Origin of the sequence: Synechocystis sp. PCC 6714, from assembly GCF_000478825.2 — a bacterium.
In the GTDB taxonomy this organism is placed as follows: Bacteria; Cyanobacteriota; Cyanobacteriia; order Cyanobacteriales; family Microcystaceae; genus Synechocystis.
In genome coordinates this window covers 1,233,223-1,252,087 of sequence record NZ_CP007542.1, presented here as the reverse complement: position 1 = coordinate 1,252,087, position 18,865 = coordinate 1,233,223, and the positions used below count along the sequence as shown (strand labels likewise).

At 48.1% G+C, this 18,865-nt stretch carries 19 protein-coding genes; 12 read left to right on the top strand and 7 right to left on the bottom strand.

The window, feature by feature from the left end; genetic code table 11:
* Positions 1–20 precede the first annotated feature (20 nt).
* Together D082_RS05635 and D082_RS05630 are read left to right on the top strand one after the other, a co-directional pair.
* On the top strand, positions 21–2,402 hold the full coding sequence (locus D082_RS05635; RefSeq protein ID WP_028948741.1) for a hypothetical protein: 2,382 nt from the start codon (positions 21–23) through the stop codon (positions 2,400–2,402).
* Between the two features lie 82 nt (positions 2,403–2,484).
* Positions 2,485–3,177, top strand: coding sequence for a hypothetical protein (locus D082_RS05630; RefSeq protein ID WP_051738690.1), 693 nt, complete (start codon positions 2,485–2,487; stop codon positions 3,175–3,177).
* Between the two features lie 14 nt (positions 3,178–3,191).
* Here the strand turns inward: D082_RS05630 and D082_RS05625 are convergent, their stop codons facing one another.
* From D082_RS05625 to grpE, 3 genes are all read right to left on the bottom strand, one after another.
* Positions 3,192–4,226 carry an AI-2E family transporter gene (locus tag D082_RS05625; RefSeq protein WP_028948740.1) on the bottom strand — a complete coding sequence of 345 codons (1,035 nt, stop codon included), beginning with the start codon at positions 4,224–4,226 and terminating at the stop codon, positions 3,192–3,194.
* A 47-nt stretch (positions 4,227–4,273) separates the two neighbouring features.
* Complete coding sequence (gene dnaK, locus D082_RS05620; RefSeq protein WP_028948739.1) at positions 4,274–6,352, bottom strand: molecular chaperone DnaK; 2,079 nt, start codon at positions 6,350–6,352, stop codon at positions 4,274–4,276.
* A gap of 279 nt (positions 6,353–6,631) precedes the next feature.
* Positions 6,632–7,369 (bottom strand): nucleotide exchange factor GrpE, encoded by a 738-nt coding sequence (gene grpE, locus D082_RS05615; protein ID WP_028948738.1) that lies wholly within the window; start codon positions 7,367–7,369, stop codon positions 6,632–6,634.
* Positions 7,370–7,587: 218 nt separating this feature from the next.
* On the opposite strand from grpE, the gene D082_RS05610 reads away from it, so the two are divergent.
* Positions 7,588–9,606 carry a GspE/PulE family protein gene (locus tag D082_RS05610; RefSeq protein ID WP_028948737.1) on the top strand — a complete coding sequence of 673 codons (2,019 nt, stop codon included), beginning with the start codon at positions 7,588–7,590 and terminating at the stop codon, positions 9,604–9,606.
* A 165-nt stretch (positions 9,607–9,771) separates the two neighbouring features.
* Here D082_RS05610 and hisD read toward each other — a convergent pair whose 3' ends face one another.
* Positions 9,772–11,076, bottom strand: coding sequence for a histidinol dehydrogenase (hisD, locus tag D082_RS05605; RefSeq protein WP_028948736.1), 1,305 nt, complete (start codon positions 11,074–11,076; stop codon positions 9,772–9,774).
* 38 nt (positions 11,077–11,114) lie between these two features.
* Positions 11,115–11,459 carry a YbaB/EbfC family nucleoid-associated protein gene (locus D082_RS05600; protein ID WP_028948735.1) on the bottom strand — a complete coding sequence of 115 codons (345 nt, stop codon included), beginning with the start codon at positions 11,457–11,459 and terminating at the stop codon, positions 11,115–11,117.
* 78 nt (positions 11,460–11,537) lie between these two features.
* Between D082_RS05600 and D082_RS18515 the strand changes: the two genes are divergently transcribed.
* Positions 11,538–11,678, top strand: coding sequence for a hypothetical protein (locus D082_RS18515; RefSeq protein WP_158506493.1), 141 nt, complete (start codon positions 11,538–11,540; stop codon positions 11,676–11,678).
* Here D082_RS18515 and grxD read toward each other — a convergent pair.
* Both grxD and D082_RS05590 read right to left on the bottom strand, forming a co-directional pair.
* Complete coding sequence (gene grxD / locus D082_RS05595) at positions 11,675–11,998, bottom strand: Grx4 family monothiol glutaredoxin (RefSeq protein ID WP_028948734.1); 324 nt, start codon at positions 11,996–11,998, stop codon at positions 11,675–11,677. The two genes, D082_RS18515 and grxD, sit on opposite strands and share 4 nt — an antisense overlap.
* Positions 11,999–12,191: 193 nt before the next feature.
* Positions 12,192–12,449 carry a BolA family protein gene (locus tag D082_RS05590; protein ID WP_028948733.1) on the bottom strand — a complete coding sequence of 86 codons (258 nt, stop codon included), beginning with the start codon at positions 12,447–12,449 and terminating at the stop codon, positions 12,192–12,194.
* Positions 12,450–12,651: 202 nt separating this feature from the next.
* Here D082_RS05590 and D082_RS05585 point away from each other — a divergent pair, with 202 nt between their 5' ends.
* The 8 genes from D082_RS05585 to ispF all read left to right on the top strand — a co-directional run bounded on the left by D082_RS05585 (position 12,652) and on the right by ispF (position 18,743).
* Positions 12,652–13,380: a 1-acyl-sn-glycerol-3-phosphate acyltransferase gene (locus tag D082_RS05585; RefSeq protein ID WP_028948732.1), complete on the top strand. Its 729-nt coding sequence runs from the start codon at positions 12,652–12,654 to the stop codon at positions 13,378–13,380.
* Positions 13,381–13,468: 88 nt separating this feature from the next.
* Complete coding sequence (locus D082_RS05580) at positions 13,469–13,606, top strand: photosystem II reaction center protein K (RefSeq protein ID WP_028948731.1); 138 nt, start codon at positions 13,469–13,471, stop codon at positions 13,604–13,606.
* Positions 13,607–13,837: 231 nt separating this feature from the next.
* Positions 13,838–14,488: an FAD-dependent thymidylate synthase gene (gene thyX / locus D082_RS05570; RefSeq protein WP_028948729.1), complete on the top strand. Its 651-nt coding sequence runs from the start codon at positions 13,838–13,840 to the stop codon at positions 14,486–14,488.
* Between the two features lie 27 nt (positions 14,489–14,515).
* Positions 14,516–15,076: a 16S rRNA (guanine(966)-N(2))-methyltransferase RsmD gene (gene rsmD / locus D082_RS05565; RefSeq protein ID WP_028948728.1), complete on the top strand. Its 561-nt coding sequence runs from the start codon at positions 14,516–14,518 to the stop codon at positions 15,074–15,076.
* 111 nt (positions 15,077–15,187) lie between these two features.
* Entirely contained in the window at positions 15,188–16,324 is a 1,137-nt protein-coding gene (locus D082_RS05560) for a glycosyltransferase (protein ID WP_028948727.1), read from the top strand.
* Between the two features lie 264 nt (positions 16,325–16,588).
* The gene (locus D082_RS05555; protein ID WP_028948726.1) at positions 16,589–17,524 is read left to right on the top strand and encodes an NAD-dependent epimerase/dehydratase family protein; all 936 of its coding nucleotides are present in this window, start codon (positions 16,589–16,591) and stop codon (positions 17,522–17,524) included.
* 73 nt (positions 17,525–17,597) lie between these two features.
* Positions 17,598–18,146, top strand: a complete 549-nt coding sequence (locus D082_RS05550) for a DUF3782 domain-containing protein (RefSeq protein ID WP_028948725.1) — start codon at positions 17,598–17,600, stop codon at positions 18,144–18,146.
* Positions 18,147–18,257: 111 nt separating this feature from the next.
* Positions 18,258–18,743: a 2-C-methyl-D-erythritol 2,4-cyclodiphosphate synthase gene (gene ispF, locus D082_RS05545; protein ID WP_028948724.1), complete on the top strand. Its 486-nt coding sequence runs from the start codon at positions 18,258–18,260 to the stop codon at positions 18,741–18,743.
* Positions 18,744–18,865 lie beyond the last annotated feature (122 nt).

The window sequence follows — 18,865 nt, the reverse complement described above, 5'->3', positions numbered from 1 at the left end:
TATTTTTACTCAGAAAAATTATGAAAACTAAAGCTATTGGTAATATCCGCCTTACTCTATTTTTATTTTCTAGAAATCCCAAGAGTAATCCCAAGGGATATATGCTCTTTTTAGTCGTATCCCTATTAATTACCCTATCCGGCTTATTGGTGGCCTATGCGATTTTAGCTAAGCTTTACACCCTATCATCCAAGGGAACTGCAATAGGAAGTAGTGGCTTCTATGGCGCAGAAGGGGCACTGAATATGCGTGTGGAAGAATTGCGGGAAGTTTTCCTCAGTGATAGAAGTCCGAACGGCACCAGTCCTACATCCTTGAATCAGTGTCTGCAACAAACCAATTTGGGGACTGGAGATTTCCGTTGTCAAGTGGCAAGTTTTGTCTCCCCCGATGATTCCACAGCAAATATTCTGGCTTACAGCTATGTCGTACCGGAGAATAACGGCTTGGCTACCCAGGGCACAGTGCCCCCGGGGGACACTTTTCAGGGGCTGAATATGCTCGAAACCCGTTATGCCATCAGTGCTGTTAGTGCCAAGGAGAATGCCAATCCGGACGATGTGATCGCCATGACCGAAATGGTGGTGAAAAGTCGGCAAATCCCGATGTTTCAGTTTGCGGCTTTCTACGCCAATGATCTGGAAATTTTGCCCGGCGCCCGTATGGATCTAGAAGGGCCAGTTCATACCAATGGCAATCTTTTTCTGGGAGCTAACAATAATGCGCCTAATGGTCTGACAATTACAGGGCAAGTTACGGTGGGGAATCAGCTTTTTAATAGCCGTAAAAACGATAATTCTACCTACGCTAATGGTCACGTCCGCATTGCCAATGGTGCGGGGACTTTGATTAATCTGCTATCGGGAGGAACCGGGGGAACTGCGGCCACAACGGCGGCGATGACACCGGCCAATGTCACTGCCAGTTGGGGGAGTCAGGTACAACTGGGGGTGGAGGCGTTATCTATCCCTACCATTAGCACCTTGGGAGTTGGCGGTAATTATTACGACCAGGCAGATATCAGCTTTGTATATGCTCCGCAGAAAGCTAGTGTCTCCGGTGTTGGCATGGGCATCATTCCATTTGATGTCACAGCTACTAAACGTGATGCGCTTGGTTCTGGAACTCCCACAACGCTGACTAATGCTCAACTAGCCAGTTTACGTCAACCAATCTTGGTCACGGGGGCCGCAGTCACAGCCGGGGTTTGTTCACCGGTGGCTGAACCAGCAACCACAGATTTGACTCCCACTCAAATTGCCGATCTGCCAAATGCACTCCGTCGGGCAATTGTCAGCCAAACTACCCCTGTTCCCTTTTCGGCCACGGGAGTAACCCTCAATACCGCTCCCCTCAATGCCGCTAATGGAGTAAGGGCAGTGTTGGAAACCACCCTAGGCACTCTAACCACAGCCCAACGCAACCGAATACGAGGCTATACTCCCAATCAAATTGCCGCCTTGGCCGGAGGGTGTTTTATCAGTGCGCCTATTCAGTACCGAGATCCCAGTGCCACTGGCTACACCACCACCGGGTTAAGTTTTGTGAATAACCGTGAACGTGATGGAAGTAATCCAAGAACTATGCGTCTGCTTCAAATAAATTTGGAGAGTCTTACTGTTTGGAATTTTCAGGGGGTTTACCTTAATGACACTGGCACAGGTTTAGTTTCCGCCAATCAACTATTATTTGCCACGGCCACAGCGGATAATGCGGCTCCGGCAAATTCTTTCCAAAGGCTGGGTTTGGCTAGTTCTGATACCAGCAGTAATGGTTTAGTTTTCCATGCCACTGTTAGTGGTGCTGCTACCCCTAGCCCCACCACAAGTGCTAGCCCCTATGGATTTGTGGTGGTGGGAGGTCGACAATTGCCTGGATTGGCAGAAACTAGCAACAATTCTGATCCCACAGGTCTAACCTTTGTTAGTGACCAAGCAGTCTATGTGGTGGGGAATTACAACACTGTCAACTGGCAACCGGCAAGTGTACTGGCCGATTCTTTGAACGTTCTTTCTGGACTACGTATTAATAACAATATTCAACTCAATAAGGGTTCCACCACAACTGCCCCAGTTGCTGAGGACACAACGGTTAACACCGCATTTTTGGCCGGGACAGACATTACTAACTCAACCCTGACCCCAGGCTACAATGGTGGGCTAGAAAATTATCCCCGTTTCCACGAAAACTGGGGTGGAAGAACTCTCACATATAGAGGATCCTTTGTGAGTACAGGATTACCGGAGCGGGTTACGGGACGATGGAGTGATCAGGTGTATGGTGCCCCCAATCGGGATTGGCGCTATGACACTCGTTTTAACAATGCCAAAAACTTGCCGCCTTTGTCTCCCCGGTTTGTATTTCTCAAACAGGAGGGTTTCTCTCGTAACTTTGATCAGTAGAATCTCTGTTTTTTTAGTTAAGGGTGAACATTGGCTATGATGGTTAGCCAACCCAAGGGTAAACCCACAGCTCACCGTTGATATGCTGAAAAAAATCTTGATTTTCCTTGTTCTGTCGGCGATCGCCGGAGTTGGGGTTAGTTACTATTTTTGGCAAAGGGCTACTCGCATCCCGGCTTGGTTTGAGGCGGAAAAGTCCAGTTTGCCGATGTCTGTGCCGGAAGATCTACTGCAAGAGAAGATTCATCAAGAAGTAGCCCAAGCAGGCGATCGCCAGAAACCCATTGAGGTTACTTTGACAGAAAAAGAATTGGGCCAGGTTTTGCAAACTAAAGTGGGTAATCAACTCAGCCATGGGCAGTCTGTGCCACGAATCCAAACCCGGATTAAAGAAGAGCGGTTAGAAGTAGGTACCGTGTTGGATCCGGAGATGCTAAACAATAGCCAACTATCCCCCGACCAACAGCGGATTATAGATAGGGTTTTACCTCTATTGCCGAATCAAAATCAGCCTTTTTATATAGGCATAGAAGGAAATCCCCAGGTACAACAAGGGCAATTATTATTAGCAGAAAATTCCCGCATTAAAATTGGCGATTTAAGTTTTAGCGTTGATGATGTTGCCCAACGATTGAATATTCCCCGGGAAAAATTAAATGGATTACTGCAAATAAATGTTAATGATTTAGATTTAGAAGACCTGCAAATCCAAGATGGAACTATGCGGTTACAAGTTAATGCCCAACGGGAATTATCTCCACCGTTATCTGATTAGTTGCGTTGTTGTATTCAGATCAAATCATTGAGGATATCCTGAAAAAAACTAGCAATGGGAATGGCTACCAAAATTCCTAGTAAACCGGCAATTTTAGCTCCAATCATGAGGGAAAGTAAAATCCAGACCGGATGCACCCCAGTGAAGCTACCCAATAATTTTGGCGCTAGACCATTTTCGATAATTTGATCGACTACAGTGGCAATCGCCAGAACTTTAATACCCAACCAAATACTTTTAAAACTGGCAATGATACTAATTAAAACGATGCTGGTGCCACCGCCGAAGGGGAAAAAAGCCATCATTCCCACGAATAATCCAAACAGAAGGGCAAAGGGAACTTGAAAAATGCTGAAAGCAACAATTAGGCTAACCCCTAGCAGACAAGCCACAGTAGCCTGGCCAATATAATAATTTTGAAAACTATGTCGTAGCCTTTGGCGTACTTTATGGCGCCAATTAATTGGCAACCAGCGGAAAATGCCATCCCAAAAACTTTGACCCCGGAGTAACAAATACACCGTCATAATGAAAATAAAACCCGCTTCCACTAAACTACCCGCTGTCCAAATTAATAAATCTACTAATTGGTTGGCGATGGAGCGCATTTGGTTAGGAAACTCATTGGACAATTCCCGACCCCAAGCACGGAAATTAGTGGGAATTTGCCACTGACTACTCAGTTTATCCAGGCTTTCTAGGTGTTGATCTCCAAGGGAATTTAAATGGGGTAAAAATTGTAAAACAGTACGAATTTGGTCAATTAGTTTGGGAATTACCAGCAGACCGATAACAGCCAAAATTATCGCCGTGGTGACCAACACCAAAGCCACTGCATAGGGCAACTTGAGACGAGGATATCTCTGGAGCCACCGGACTGGATAGCTGAGAATAAAAGCAACTAAGTTGGCAATGATAAAAATTCTTAGGGGGGATTGGAAATAATCTAATATTTGCAACAGCACCCAACCGTTCAGTAGGCACAGGGGCAAGGTCAGACTAATCCACAACCAACGGCGATCGCCAGGGGGTATATTGGGCCAATTCATCAGGCAAATAGAATAAAAAACAATCCCTCCGGCGAAAACAGTACTAGCTAATCAATGGCTTCATAGTCGCTGTAAACCGTTTCGTCAGAGTCAAAGTCAAATTCCTCGTCATCATCTAAGCCATAAACTGGAGCTGTTTCCACATAGTCCATGCCTCCAGCATCCACAGTGGCATTAATCATCGTTCCCGGAGTCATAGTAATCGCAGGGGAACCATGGGACGTCTTCAAATGGGTTTCCAGGGGCTCAATCATTTGACTAACTCCACTGGCTGTCCCCAAAGCAAAATTGGCAAATTCATTACTGCTAGCACCCTTGCCATGTTGGTAAACCTCCGTTCCAATCAGCAGAATAGCCTGCCGGAATTCTTCCACTAAAGTCTGTAGTTTTTCCACTGGTGTATTGGGGGTCCGCAAGGCGATCGCCAATTGATCCTTCTTCTGTCGGCTGGAAGACTTCAGTTCCTCCCTCACCAGATCACCACTTTCCTGGAGGGTACTTTCATAGGTATGGAAAAGACTATCTGCTTGGTTATGGAGCTCCATCATTCGCAGGCGCAGTTGATCCTGGGCCGCATACTGCTCCGCCTCCTGACGCATCCTTTCAATTTCACCACCGCTTAACCCCCCAGTGTGGCTAATGACAATGCTCTGCTCTTTCCCCGTACCTTGATCCTGGGCAGAAACCTTCAGAATGCCATTGACATCAATTTCAAAACTGACCTCGATTTGAGGCATACCCCGGGGCGCAGGGGGAATACCCGCTAACAAAAACTTACCCAGACTTTTATTATCCCTGGCCATAGCCCTTTCTCCTTGGAGTACATGGATTTCCACTGATGTCTGTCCGTCGATCGCCGTGGAAAAAACCTCTGAACGGCTAGTGGGAATAGTAGTATTACGTTCAATAATTTTTGTCGTCACCTCCCCTAGGGTCTCCAAACCCAAGGACAAAGGAGTAACATCCAACAGCAGCACATCTTCCACCTCACCACCAATTACCCCCGCTTGGATCGCCGCCCCCAGCGCCACCGCCTCATCCGGGTTTACGGAACGCTCCAACTGACTATCGGGGAAAAACTCCTGAATTACCCTTTGAATGGCAGGAATACGGGTGGACCCGCCCACCAAAATCACCCGATTAACATGACTGGCCTTAATTTCTCCATCGTCCAAAGCTTGGGTAAGGGGAATGCGGGTATCCTCCAACAATTGCTTAGTCAACTCCTCAAACTGACTCCGGGTAAGTTCCATTTCTAAATGTTTTGGCCCCGTCTCATCCGCTGTAATAAAGGGTAGGTTGACGGACGTATTCAACATACTCGAAAGCTCAATTTTGGCCTTCTCCGCCGCTTCCCGCAGTCGTTGAATTGCCATCTTATCGGTACTTAAATCAATATTTTCCCTCTGCTTAAAAGATTCCGCCATCCACTGGACAATGCAATTGTCAAAATCATCTCCCCCCAAATGGTTATTGCCGGAAGTGGACACCACCTCAAATACCCCATTGCCCAACTGTAGAAGGGAAACATCAAATGTTCCTCCCCCCAAATCAAACACTAAAATCAACTCCTCCGTTTCTTGCTTATCCAATCCATAGGCCAAAGCCGCTGCCGTTGGCTCATTGATAATCCGCAACACTTCCAACCCAGCAATGGTGCCCGCATCCTTCGTCGCCTGACGCTGGGCATCGGTGAAATAAGCCGGTACCGTGATCACCGCCTGGGTTACCGGTTCCCCCAAAAACGCCTCTGAATCTGTCTTCAGTTTTTGCAAAATCATGGCGGAAATTTCCTGGGGAGTATAGGACTGGCCCCGGATAGACACACTGACAGTATCGTCCCGTCCTTTGACACAGTTATAGGGCACTCGGGAGCGTTCTTCTACCGTGTCATCCCAGCGCCTGCCAATAAAGCGTTTGATGCTGTACACCGTATTTTCTGCATTGGTCACCGATTGACGCTTGGCCAATTGCCCCACCAACCGTTGGGAACCTTTACTAAAACCGACAATACTCGGGGTAGTGCGTCCCCCTTCCGTATTGGTAATCACAATGGGTTTGCCCCCTTCCAACACAGAAGCACAACTGTTGGTAGTTCCCAAATCAATGCCAATGACTTTGCCCATAACCGCTAACCCCGAAAAATTTTTGTAACTTTTTTAAGTATTTTCCAGTATTTTCTAGGAAAAATTCGCTCTTTTGATGCAAATTTAGACTATTGTGCTTCTTTTTGTCGCCCTCAGAACTGTTTTGTTCCGTCTGACCCTAGGCTTCAAATTAAAGAACATTAGAGAATTTTGTCCCAGTTTTCCCCAAACTTTGGATAAACAGAAACTTTTCCCAAGGCCAACACTCCAAAAAAATAAGATGAGGGGCAATCAAATGCCCCCCAAAATAACACAATGTTAGCCGTCGGCTCTCTCTTCTCCATTCTCTAACTCAGTTCCTTCCTCCGGAGCCACCGCCACCTTGACCATGGAATGGCGCAACACCATGTCATCCAGAAGATAACCCCGTACTAGTTCTTCGATCACCGTATCCTCAGGGTATTCAGCTGTGGGTTCCCGGAGCATAGCTTCATGATATTTGGGATCAAAGGGTTTTCCTTCAGGACGCATAGGGGCTACCCCCAAACTTTTGAGGCTGTCCACTAGGTTTTTATAGACCCCCTGGTAACTCTTATGGATTTGGTTTTCCCCCTCTGAATTAGGTTTAATTTGGGTGCGGGCCCGCTCAAAATTATCCACCACTGGCAAAAGCTCTGTGATGGTTCTACCCTTAATAACCTTTGCCTGTTCTTCTTTCTCCCGTTGGGTACGCTTACGGAAGTTGTCAAACTCCGCAGCCAGGGCCACGTAACGTTTTTTGAAAGAATCCAGTTGCTCCGACTGCTCCGCCAATTCCTGGCGATGGCTGGCCAAATCCTTTTGCAGGATGGCAATTATTTCTTCACTACTTTTTTCTTCTTCCAGGGAATTTCCTTCCGTTTCGGTGCCAGTATCAATCCCCGGATCCTCCGACTGTTCCCCTAAGACGGCATTGTTCGGCTGGGAACCTTCCTCCGGAGTTGCGGCGGGAATATCAGCGGCCTCTGGGGAAACAGGGTTGGTTTGATTTTCGAGGGAAACTTGATCTTCGTTCATCTTGTAAGGTGAAACCTAGTTGTACACTTTACTAAGCCTAACCTGACCTGAAAAAAACTCCGAATCTGATTTAGGGAGTTATAACAATGTTATTTCAACTCAGGCAAGTTGCTGCTGCCAGTTAACTGAACCGGGGGATTATGATTGTTAATAATCACCGATGGTTACCATTGGCTAGGGAATAGTTTACATCATACGAATCTGGGTAGGTCCTGCTTATGACATCTTCTTCCTCTTCCAAGAAAAGCCGTGCCGTTGCCCTACGGAATTATTTTTCCCCCTTTGGTAACAAACTGGTGGCGGGGGGCCATGTGGAACCGGAACAGTTACGACAGGCCCTAGTGCAGGTCAAAAAAACTGGACGATCCTTACCGGAGGAGATCAAAGCAGTAACTGGCCGAGAATTATCCCCAGAACTACTGCGGCAGTACAAAAAGAATCAGTTGTTTGAGCTCAAAGTGCTCTACGGGGTAGATAGCGTTGATCCAGAAGTAGCTCCGATCGCCACAAGGGAGATGGCGGAGTTAATTGGTAAATTCTTCCCTCTGGATACTTGCCGGCGGTTTAAGTTTTTGCCCCTAGCCCAACAGGACGGAGAACCTCCCAGCGTGTTGGTGGCCATGGTGGACCCCGATAACTTGGCTGCCCAGGACGAGCTGAACCGAATTTTGCGGGTCAAGGGCTTTGAGTTGAGACGTTTGGTGGTTACCCAGGATGATTTTAACCAACTTCTAGACCAGTACTATGCCATTCGGGAAGAGTGGGAAGCGGCCCAGGAAAAGCAAGACCAGGAAAAAGCCTTAGATAAACTCAATGACCTGACGGACATTGTCGGTTCCATCGACATGAATCTGGGGGAAGTCAAGGACGATACAGATAGTGCTCTGGACTCCAATGATGCCAATCAAGCCCCGGTGATTAACCTGGTCAACAAGATTTTGGCCAAGGCTCTCCAGGAAGGGACGTCCGACATTCACGTTGAACCCCAGGAGGAAACCCTAAGAATCCGTTTCCGCAAGGATGGAGTTTTGAATCAAGCTTTTGATCCCCTGCCTCGGAAAATTACCCCGGCGGTGGTGGCCCGATTTAAAATTATGGCGGATATGGACATTGCCGAGAGACGGTCTCCCCAGGATGGCAAAATTCGCCGTATTTACCAAGGCAGAAAGGTGGATTTTCGGGTAAACACTTTGCCTAGCCGCTATGGGGAAAAGGTTTGTTTGCGGATTTTGGATAATACCGCCACCCAGTTGGGCTTGGATTTCTTGATTACTAACCCTGAAACGTTACAAACAGTACGGGAATTGGCTGGCCGGCCCTATGGTTTGATGTTGGTGACGGGACCTACGGGGTCGGGGAAATCCACCACCCTCTACTCAGTCTTGGCGGAGCGCAATAGTCCCGAGGTGAATATCAACACAGCGGAAGACCCCATTGAGTATGCTCTGCCCGGTATTACTCAGGTGCAGGTGATTCGGGAAAAAGGGATGGATTTTTCCAATATTCTGCGGGCTTTTATGCGTCAGGATCCCGATGTGATTCTGGTGGGGGAAACCAGGGATAAGGAAACGGCTAAAACGGCCATTGAGGCAGCCCTAACTGGTCACTTAGTTTTAACTACCCTCCACACCAATGATGCCGCCGGGGCGATCGCCCGCTTAGATGAAATGGGGGTGGAACCGTTTATGGTATCAGGGTCATTACTGGGGGTACTGGCCCAAAGGCTGATGCGGAAAGTTTGCACTGAATGTCGCATTGCTTACCATCCTAGCAAGGAAGAATTATCCCGTTTTGGTTTATCCTCCTCCGCCGATGACGTGGTTACATTCTACAAAGCCAATACCCTCAGCCCTGACGAAATCCATCTGGCTCGGCAAAAGGGCAATTTGTGTCAAAAATGCAGTGGCACCGGCTACAAAGGCCGGGTGGGAGTCTATGAAGTAATGCGTAATTCCGAGCGCATTGCCGAGTTAATTAACCAAGGAGCCACCACCGATCGCATCAAAGATTGTGCTGTGGAGGAAGGTATGATCACCCTCCTAGCTTACAGTCTTAATTTAGTACAAGAGGGCTATACTACCCTGGAAGAGGTGGAACGGGTCACCTTCACCGACACCGGGCTGGAGTCGGAAATGCGGGCCAAGCGTAAGAGCGCCCTATCCTGCCGGGTTTGCTCCGCAGAGCTACAACAGGAATGGCTTGATTGTCCCTATTGCATGACTCCACGCTTTAGCTGAAGTAATCATAATCAGGAAGCAGGGCGCAATAACCAGTAGACCGGGGAAATTAAGCTGAAGTGATGGACCTATAGTCATTTCAAATAATTTCGGGACTGCTTAAGTCTTTATTGACAAGCTTTTCGGTGAATTTGACTGCCTAAGTCTTACTAGAAACGATTATAGCTAGAGTAATTTTTCCCGTTCCCGGATAGCCAGGGCATGGGCAGGAAAATCTTCGTAATCTGCTAGGATGGCGGCCGTTTGCTTTATTCCGGCAAACCCTTCCGCCGTTAGATAAGCTAGGGTGGAACGTTTGAGGAAATCGAACACCGACACCGCTGAATAGGAGCGAGCAAAGCCGCCGGTGGGTAGAACGGCGTTAACGCCAATGGCATAGGTGGCCGCTGAAGAAGGGGTGTAATTGCCCAAAAGAATCTCCCCCGCATTGTCAATTTTACCCACTAATTTCAGGGGGTCAGCGGTTAATACTTGCAAATGTTCCGGGGCATAGTCGTTAATAAAATCCAGGGAAGCTTCCAGGCTATCGGTGAGTAAAATACCGCCATAGGAGCTTAGGCCTTCTTGACAAAACTTTTGGCGCCAGGGGGGAAGTTTTTCCAGATATTCCCCTAAATACCCCAACGCTTTTTCAGCAAAGCTTTGACTGTGGGTGACTAACAATGCCGCTGAGTCGGAGCCGTGTTCCGCCTCAATTAACAAATCCAAGGCCGCTAGTCGGGGATCAGTGGTTTCATCGGCCAGTACAATGGATTCACTGGGCCCGGCCGGTAAACCCACATCCACAATGCCGGACAATAATCTTTTTGCCGCCGCGCCGTAGATGCTACAGGGGCCAATTAATTTATCGACTTTAGAAACGGTTTTAGTACCGTAGGCGATCGCCGCTAGGGCCTGAACACCACCCAGTTTGTAAACCTCATTTACTCCGGCCATGCGGGCTGTGACCAGGGAAACCGGCTCTACCTTTCCTTCCTTATCCGGGGGAGTGCAGACCACAATTTTTTTCACCCCCGCCACCCGGGCTGGCACCGCCAACATCAGCATCATGGAAGGGAAAGCCCCCTTCCCTCTCGGTACATACAAACCAACGGTGGGCAAGGGAGTAATTTTTTCCCCCGCAAATACCCCCGGTTCAATCTCCGCCAGGTGCATGGGGGGAGGCATTTGTCCGGCGTGGACTTTTTCGATGTTGCGGAAAGCGTGTTCCACCGCCCGGCGTAGTTGCGGATCTACCAACTTTTCTGCTTCAGCAAATTCCGCTTCGCTTACCCGTAAGTTTTCCGCAGTGGCTCCGGCAAAGTCAAACTGGCGGCTGTAATGCAAAACCCCCGCATCTCCCTCCGTTTTTACCTTCTCAATTACGTCTTTGGCGATCGCCAATGCCTGGTCAATGTTTTGTTCCGAGCGACGCTTGAGTTGGTTTAATTCTTGGGGGCTGAGTTGCGAGAGTTTCAGAATACGAGTCACAGATCCCTCTCCGATTGGGGGCAAATGCGGCGAACCGATTACATACCGGGCAGGTTCAAACCGCTGGTTAACTCTTCCATTTTAGAGCGCATGGTTTCCGTGGACTCGGCATAGGCCGCTTTCATGGCTTCGGTGATGGAGGCGGATAAACCGTCGGCTCCTTTTTCCAGGGCGCTGGGGTCAATTTGAATGCTCAGGGGTTCTTGGTTGCCGCTCATTAACACTGTCACTAACCCATCGGCACTTTTGCCGGCAATTTCCATTCTTTCTAGTTCTTCCTGGAGCACTTTCGCCCCTTCTTGAACTTGTTGGGCTTTTTGGAAAGCTTCCTGTAATTCCTTAATTTTACCGAGGCCGAATCCGAAACCTTTACCTTGTGCCATGGGAATTGATTTCTAAGTAATTAAACAATAGTTAGAGTTTAGGCTTAAACAAGCGGGACAATCGCTGAGGGCTAAACTATGCCCCAGCCAAAGCCTGTACGATTATATCCCACCGCTCTGCAATCTTTTTGGCTGGTCGGGGGAAGAACCCCATTGGTGGAGCCTTACTCCCCCGGCGATCACCGGCATGATTGCACGATTCAAAGTTCTGTGGCCTAGGACGCTAAAGCCACCTCTAACATTTCTTGCAACTCGCCATTTTGATACAGTTCGATCAAGATGTCAGAGCCCCCCACAAACTCGCCGTTAACATAAACCTGAGGAATGGTAGGCCAATTAGAGTATTCTTTGATACCTTGGCGAATTTCCGGGTCTGCCAACACATCTAGGGTTTCAAATGGGATTCCCAACATATTGAGAATTTGCACCACATTGTTGGAAAAACCACATTGGGGCATCAGTTTAGTGCCCTTCATAAAAACCATCACTTTATTCTGGCTGACCAATTGATCGATTCTTGCTTTTGTTTCTGGATTCATTTTGGACTCCTCTCCAAGGACAGGTTGAGAATTTTGCTAGTTTAGCAACTTTTATGTTGTTTAAGTTTCCCCACTCGGCCCCAAAGCCAAAACACTCCATGGAGTTTGACGATTGGCAAACAGGGGAAAAAACCCGATGGACTGAATGGACTGAACTGAGGGGGATTCTATCAATCCACAACAATAGCTGGGTTTAGGCAGTCTGTCGGACTGTGGCCCAAGCTTCAGGGGTAAAAGTTTTCAAGGCCAGGGCATGGATCGCTTCCGAAGCCAAAGCATCATTGAGGGCACCATAGACCATTTGGTGTTGTTTAACCCGGGACTGGCCGGCAAAAGCTGAGGATACTACCACTGCTTCTAGGTGATCTCCTCCCCCCAGGTCATTGACCATTACTTCAGCATCAGGCAAGGCGGCTTGAATTTTGTGTTTGACTTGATCCAAACTAATCATGGTTATTTTTGGCAATGGGCAAAGGAAAAATGGGCGCATATTTCCCACAGTAACCACTGTAGCTGAAAGGTCCAGTGCCCAACATAACCGAGGTGATCTCCTCCTCCAACTGTTGTTTAACTGTCCTATGGCCCGGCCTCAAACTGGAATGGTTGATTTAGGTTAAAAACAGAGACCAACCCCATACTGTTTTTTCGTAACCATGACCCATTCTCCCCTGGCGATCGATCCCTCTGTGATTGGCCCTTCCCGGGTTTCTCCTTGGCTGATCAAATTAATTTATCCCTTGGGTACCAAGTTTTTACATTGGTATTTTGGCTCTATTAATATCCATGGTCAGGAAAACTTGCCCCGCAGTGGCCCAGTCATTCTTGCTCCCACCCACCGTTCCCGTTGGGATGCAATTTTGCTTTCTTTGGCCGCAGGCCGGGGTGTTACCGGGAGAGATCTGCGTTTTATGGTGGCAGTAACGGAGGTGCAGGGTTTACAAGGCTGGTTTATTCGTCATTTGGGGGGCTTTCCCGTCGACGTGAAAAGACCAGAAATCAGTAGTTTGAGCTACAGCGTGCAGTTGCTCCAGGCAGGGGAGATGTTGGTTATTTTCCCTGAAGGAGGAATTTTTCGGGATCAACAAATGGTCCATCCCCTCAAGCGGGGCATTGGTCGCATTGCCATGGAAGTTTGTAAACAGGACCCCAGCAATCCGGTTCAGGTGATTCCGGTGACGATCGCCTATGGTGATCCTTACCCCCATAAGGGAACTACGGTAGAAATTAATTTTGGCCGGGGCATTGCCGCGAAGGACTATGATCCCAGCACCATCAAAGCTAGCTCCCAAAAGCTCACCCATTGTTTAGCCCAGAGAATGCAAAGCCTTTACAGCCCGGAGGAAGGGCATTTGTGTCGGGCAATTGCCGCTTCGGGAATTTAGTTAAAACGGCTAATGGGGAAACGGGCCATCGTGATAAGATTTACCGTAAATTAAGATTTTATTCTTCGTCAGTCAGGAAACTCAAATAATGGAAACAATTTATTTGCTCGCTAAGTTACCGGAAGCCTATCAGATTTTTGATCCCCTGGTGGATGTACTGCCGATTATTCCCCTATTCTTCTTAGCCCTGGCCTTTGTTTGGCAAGCGGCGGTTGGTTTTAAATAAACTGGCGATCGCCTTTGGGGCTTGGCATTGTGCCCGGTTGCTCAAGAAAATTCATTTGACCAAAACTAAGCTGATATCCCCTAGTTGTCCCCCGTTGGTCATCGCTGGGGAATTTTTTTATGGGGGCAGTTTTAGATTCCTGGGCAGATACTCCCCCCAGTCCCAATTTTTACCTTGTATTAGCCCATATTCGGCGGCAAACCTCCTCCACCAGTAACCTATTTTTTAGCTATGGATGTTCGTTTCATTTCCCTCACCAAACCCGAAATTATCATTGATGGGGAGATCCTTTCCCCAGAAGGTTTAATTGCCTATTGTGCCAGGGTTTCCAGCCCCAATCAGGAGAATCCAAACTACACTAAGCTGTTGCAGTTTTGCATCCGGGAAGGCCACTGGAGCATCTTTGAAATGGTGGATATGACCCTGGAAATTACCACCACCCGGGCGATCGCCCCCCAGATTTTACGTCATAGGTCATTCTGCTTTCAGGAGTTCAGTTTAAGGTACTCGTGTGCTACAGAATATGAGCAGTACGAAGCCCGTAGACAGGATGTGAAAAACCGTCAAAATTCCCTCGATGATTTTGATCAAGACACTAAACACTGGTTTAACCAGGCCCAAGCGGAGGTGTGGGAAAAAAGTTATCAACTTTACGAAGAAGCGTTGGCCAAAGGCATTGCCAAAGAATGCGCCCGTTCTCTTTTGCCCCTCAACACTGTCACCCGTCTATACATGAAAGGCTCTGTCCGCAGTTGGATCCACTACTTCAGCGTCCGGTGCGACCAAGCAACCCAAAAGGAACACCGGGAAATTGCCCTGGCCGCCCGGGCCATTTTTATGCACCACTTTCCCACAGTGGCGGCGGCATTGGAATGGCAGTAAACAGTTAGTTCTAATTTTCTGGCTGCTATGCGTATTTACGGTAATCGTCTCTTGAAAACCCTGCCTGGGCAACAAACTCGACCCACCACGGGCAAGGTTCGCATGGCTCTATTTAATATCTGGCGGGGGGAAATTCGGGGTTGCCACTGGTTAGATCTTTGTGCTGGGAATGGCACCCTTGGAGCAGAGGCCCTCTGTCGGGGAGCCGAAAAAGTAGTGGCGATCGAGCAGTCACCGAAAGTTTGCGCCATTATCAGGGAAAATTGGCAGAAAATAGCTCAAATAGAGCAAAAATGGGCAGTTTTACAGGGTAATGTTTTGACGCTTTTGCCAGATCTGCAAGGTCAAAACTTCGACCGGATTTACTTTGACCCTCCCTATGGCAGTGGGCTGTACGACCCGGTTTTGGACCTGGTGGGAGAGCTGGGATTGTTAGACGAGTCGGGGGAAATGGCAGTGGAATATGACCAACGCCATTGGCAACCACCGGAAAGGATTGCAGGGTTGGAGTTAATTCGCCAGAAAAAATATGGTTTGAGCAATTTAGCTTTTTATTGGCGGGAGCAAGGGGAAGCTTTGCCGATATAGTATTCTAGGTTGGCCCATTGCCGGATTGTAAAGTTTTGTTGTTAAGGGCGATCGCCAAAGCAAATTCCAGATATCCCCAGCCAATTTTCTAGATCTACCCCCGATTTAACCATGCGTGTTGCCCTGTTTACGGAAACCTTTTTGCCCAAAATTGATGGAATTGTTACCCGTCTCAAGCACACAGTGGAAAATCTGCAACGGCAAGGGCATCAGGTGTTGATCTTTTGTCCGGAGGGAGGGCTGAAGGAATATAAAGGGGCGAAAATCCATGGGGTGAAAGGGATCCCTCTACCCCTATATCCAGAACTGAAGTTAGCCTTTCCTTCGCCCCAAATTAAACAGGCTTTGCTGAAATTTCAACCGGATTTAATCCATGTAATCAATCCGGCCGTATTAGGGTTAGGGGGCATTTATTATGCCAAAAATCTCCATATTCCCCTGGTGGCTTCCTACCACACCCATTTACCCCAATATCTGCAACATTACGGCCTAGGTGCTTTAGAAGGGGTGCTATGGGAACTGTTAAAGCTGGCCCATAATCAAGCGGAACTAAATCTTTGCACTTCCTCGGCCATGGTGGAGGAGTTGGTAAGCCACGGCATTGAACGGGTGGATCTCTGGCAACGGGGGGTGGATACGGAACTGTTTCAGCCCCACCTGAAATCAACCCAAATGCGGCAAAAATTGTCCCAAGGTCACCCCGATGATCCTCTATTTCTATATGTTGGTCGGGTTTCGGCGGAAAAGCAAATTGATGAAATTAAGCCCGTACTCGAAGCTATTCCCCAGGCCCGACTGGCGATCGTAGGAGATGGGCCCAACCGAAAAAATTTAGAAGCCCATTTTGCCGGAACTAACACCTATTTTGCCGGCTACATGCAAGGGTTAGAATTGGCGGCGGCGTTTGCTTCGGCCGATGCTTTTATTTTCCCTTCCCGTACTGAAACCCTTGGCTTAGTGTTGTTGGAAGCAATGGCGGGGGGCTGTCCAGTGGTGGCGGCGGCTTCCGGAGGCATTTTGGACATCGTCACCGACGGAGAAAATGGTTATCTGTTTGACCCCAGCGTGGAAGGAGGGGTAGTGCAAGCAACCCAGAGGCTAATGTCCACCCATGGTGATCGGGAGATTTTACGGCAAAACGCTCGCCAGGAAGCGGAACGTTGGGGCTGGCCAGCGGCCACAAAACAATTGGTGGACTACTACCAACAGGTAATTTATGGAGCAAAGGATGCTCAGTTAGCAGCCTAGAGTCTATTCGCAAAATCCCAGCTTGCTCTGTCAAACTTCATCTAAGGCATTTGCTCTTATAGACAAGCTTTGGGTAATAAAGAATTCACTTCATTAGATTTCGTGGTTTTGCTGCTGTTATCGCCCTAATGAAAGTAGCTCTGAAGGGCAAGGCTTGTATCCCAATGATTTTGGTCAGGTTGAATAAAACTGGTCAATTCCAGGGAGGGACAGCCTGGGGGATAATGGGACAGTTGCCATTTGACCAGAGGGAGACAGTCGACCATGCGGATTTTAATTATGGGGGGAACCCGTTTTATCGGTATCCATCTCTGCCGGGTGCTGGTGGCCCAAGGTCATGAAGTGGTCCTATTCAATCGGGGAAATCGCCCTGACCCGGTCAATGGCGTGGCCCAAATCCATGGCGATCGCCGGGTCTCTGAACAGTTGCGTTCCAAGCTAGAAACAGAAGAATTTGATGTAATTTTTGACAACAATGGCCGGGAGTTGAGCGACACCCAGCCCCTGGTGGATTTGTACAATGGTCGGGTGCAACAATTCGTCTATATGAGCTCCGCTGGAATTTACCAAGCATCGCCCCAAATGCCCCACCGGGAGACCGATGCGGTGGATCCCCAGAGCCGCCATAAAGGAAAATTTGAAACAGAACGCTATTTAGCCCAGAGTGGTATTCCTTGGACTGCTATCCGCCCCACCTATATTTACGGTCCCCACAATTACAACGCCCTCGAATCCTGGTTTTTTGACCGTTTAGTGCGGGGTCGGGCCATTCCCATCCCTGGCAATGGCCAATATATTACCCAACTAGGCCATGTGGAAGATTTGGCGATCGCCATGGCCAAAACCATCGTTACTCCGGCGGCGATCGGGCAGATTTATAACATCTCCGGCGATCGATACGTCACCATGGATGGTCTAGCTCAAGCCTGTGCCAGTGCGGCGAGCCTTGATCCCCAGGACGTTAAATTAGTCCACTATGACCCCAAGGATTTTGACTTTGGTAAACGCAAGGCTTTTCCCCTGCGTCAACAACACTTTTTTGCCGATATTCAAAAAGCCCAAGACCATTTAGATTGGCATCCCAATTATGATTTAGTAGAAGGCTTAAAAAATAGCTTTCAACTGGATTATCTGCCGTCCGGTAAGGGGGAAGAAAAAGGAGATTTTGACCTGGACGAGCAAATCCTGGCATTCAGTTAACTTAGTTTACCCAATACCAATATTCACAACATTTTGATCAGTTAACTATTACTGAGAGTAAAGGAAGAACATAATGGCCACCACTGCCGACGAAGTTTGGGCCCTACTGGGGGAGTTAATTAAGTCCCAAAAAGAAACTGATCGCCGTATGCAACAAACTGATCGTCAAATCAAAGAACTGGGGAAACAAATTGGTGGGTTAGGGAAAAAATTTGGTAGTTTTACCGAAGGCTTAGCCCTGCCTTCCATGGAGCGGATTCTGCAGGACCGTTTTGGCATGGAAATTATTAGTCCTAGTGTCAGAGCCAGCAAAGGAGGGCAACACCTAGAAATTGACGTTCTAGCCTATGCCAACAGTGACATTAATACTGCTTACGTGGTGGAAGTAAAAAGCCATCCCAGGGAAGAGTCCATTACCCAACTAAAAAATTTGCTCCAGAAATTTCGTACTTTCTTTCCTGAACACAAAGATAAAAAGTTGTATGGCATTCTGGCGGCGGTGGATTGGTCAGATGACTTAAAGCAACAGGCGTTACGGGAGGGTTTATATGTGGCCAGCATCCACGATGAAGTTTTTGAGTTGGCAGAGACTCCACCTGATTTTGAGCCTAAACTCTGGTAAAGATTTAACGGATCAACCGGGTTTTTTGGGGGTTATTCAAGTAACCCTTAGTAAGCTAATTATTCTCTACTTGCCCAATTTATTTAGATTATTTAAACTCACTAAATTTCTATGACTGCTCTACGCATCGGCAACGGCTACGATATCCACCGCCTCGTAGGCGATCGCCCCTTGATTTTGGGGGGAGTGACCATTGCTCACCATTTAGGACTGGATGGCCACAGCGATGCCGACGTGCTGACCCACGCTTTAATGGATGCTCTCCTAGGGGCATTGAGTTTGGGGGACATTGGCCACTACTTCCCTCCCAGCGACGCCCAGTGGCAGGGGGCCGATAGCCTCAAACTTTTGGCCCAGGTCAATCAACTTATTGTTGAACGGGGTTGGCGAATCAATAATCTGGATAATGTGATTGTGGCAGAACAACCCAAACTTAAACCCCACATCCAGGCCATGAAGGAAAATTTAGCTAAAGTTTTGACCATTGATCCGGATTTAATTGGCATTAAAGCTACTACCAACGAGCGTTTGGGCCCCACGGGAAGGGAGGAAGGTATTGCCGCCTACAGCGTGGCTTTGTTGATCAAAGAAGGGTAAACACCGGACTATGGGGTAGAAGATTCTTGTCCTATCCATGCCACTGGTAAAGGTTGTTACGGTTTGCCTGTTGCAAAATGTGAGAAGAGCAGTCTAATCTGCCCCGTGAATTTTGACCGCAT

Bases quoted from the DNA above. Each gene is read 5' to 3' on its own strand.
- D082_RS05550 (WP_028948725.1), top strand. From the start codon at position 17,598: ATGGCCACCACTGCCGACGAAGTTTGGGCCCTACTGGGGGAGTTAATT.
- dnaK (WP_028948739.1), bottom strand. From the start codon at position 6,352: ATGGGCAAAGTCATTGGCATTGATTTGGGAACTACCAACAGTTGTGCT.
- D082_RS05610 (WP_028948737.1), top strand. From the start codon at position 7,588: ATGACATCTTCTTCCTCTTCCAAGAAAAGCCGTGCCGTTGCCCTACGG.
- D082_RS18515 (WP_158506493.1), top strand. From the start codon at position 11,538: ATGCCCCAGCCAAAGCCTGTACGATTATATCCCACCGCTCTGCAATCT.
- D082_RS05590 (WP_028948733.1), bottom strand. From the start codon at position 12,449: ATGATTAGTTTGGATCAAGTCAAACACAAAATTCAAGCCGCCTTGCCT.
- grpE (WP_028948738.1), bottom strand. From the start codon at position 7,369: ATGAACGAAGATCAAGTTTCCCTCGAAAATCAAACCAACCCTGTTTCC.
- D082_RS05555 (WP_028948726.1), top strand. From the start codon at position 16,589: ATGCGGATTTTAATTATGGGGGGAACCCGTTTTATCGGTATCCATCTC.
- D082_RS05630 (WP_051738690.1), top strand. From the start codon at position 2,485: ATGCTGAAAAAAATCTTGATTTTCCTTGTTCTGTCGGCGATCGCCGGA.
- D082_RS05635 (WP_028948741.1), top strand. From the start codon at position 21: ATGAAAACTAAAGCTATTGGTAATATCCGCCTTACTCTATTTTTATTT.
- rsmD (WP_028948728.1), top strand. From the start codon at position 14,516: ATGCGTATTTACGGTAATCGTCTCTTGAAAACCCTGCCTGGGCAACAA.
- D082_RS05585 (WP_028948732.1), top strand. From the start codon at position 12,652: ATGACCCATTCTCCCCTGGCGATCGATCCCTCTGTGATTGGCCCTTCC.
- grxD (WP_028948734.1), bottom strand. From the start codon at position 11,998: ATGAATCCAGAAACAAAAGCAAGAATCGATCAATTGGTCAGCCAGAAT.
- ispF (WP_028948724.1), top strand. From the start codon at position 18,258: ATGACTGCTCTACGCATCGGCAACGGCTACGATATCCACCGCCTCGTA.
- D082_RS05580 (WP_028948731.1), top strand. From the start codon at position 13,469: ATGGAAACAATTTATTTGCTCGCTAAGTTACCGGAAGCCTATCAGATT.
- D082_RS05600 (WP_028948735.1), bottom strand. From the start codon at position 11,459: ATGGCACAAGGTAAAGGTTTCGGATTCGGCCTCGGTAAAATTAAGGAA.
- D082_RS05625 (WP_028948740.1), bottom strand. From the start codon at position 4,226: ATGAATTGGCCCAATATACCCCCTGGCGATCGCCGTTGGTTGTGGATT.
- thyX (WP_028948729.1), top strand. From the start codon at position 13,838: ATGGATGTTCGTTTCATTTCCCTCACCAAACCCGAAATTATCATTGAT.
- D082_RS05560 (WP_028948727.1), top strand. From the start codon at position 15,188: ATGCGTGTTGCCCTGTTTACGGAAACCTTTTTGCCCAAAATTGATGGA.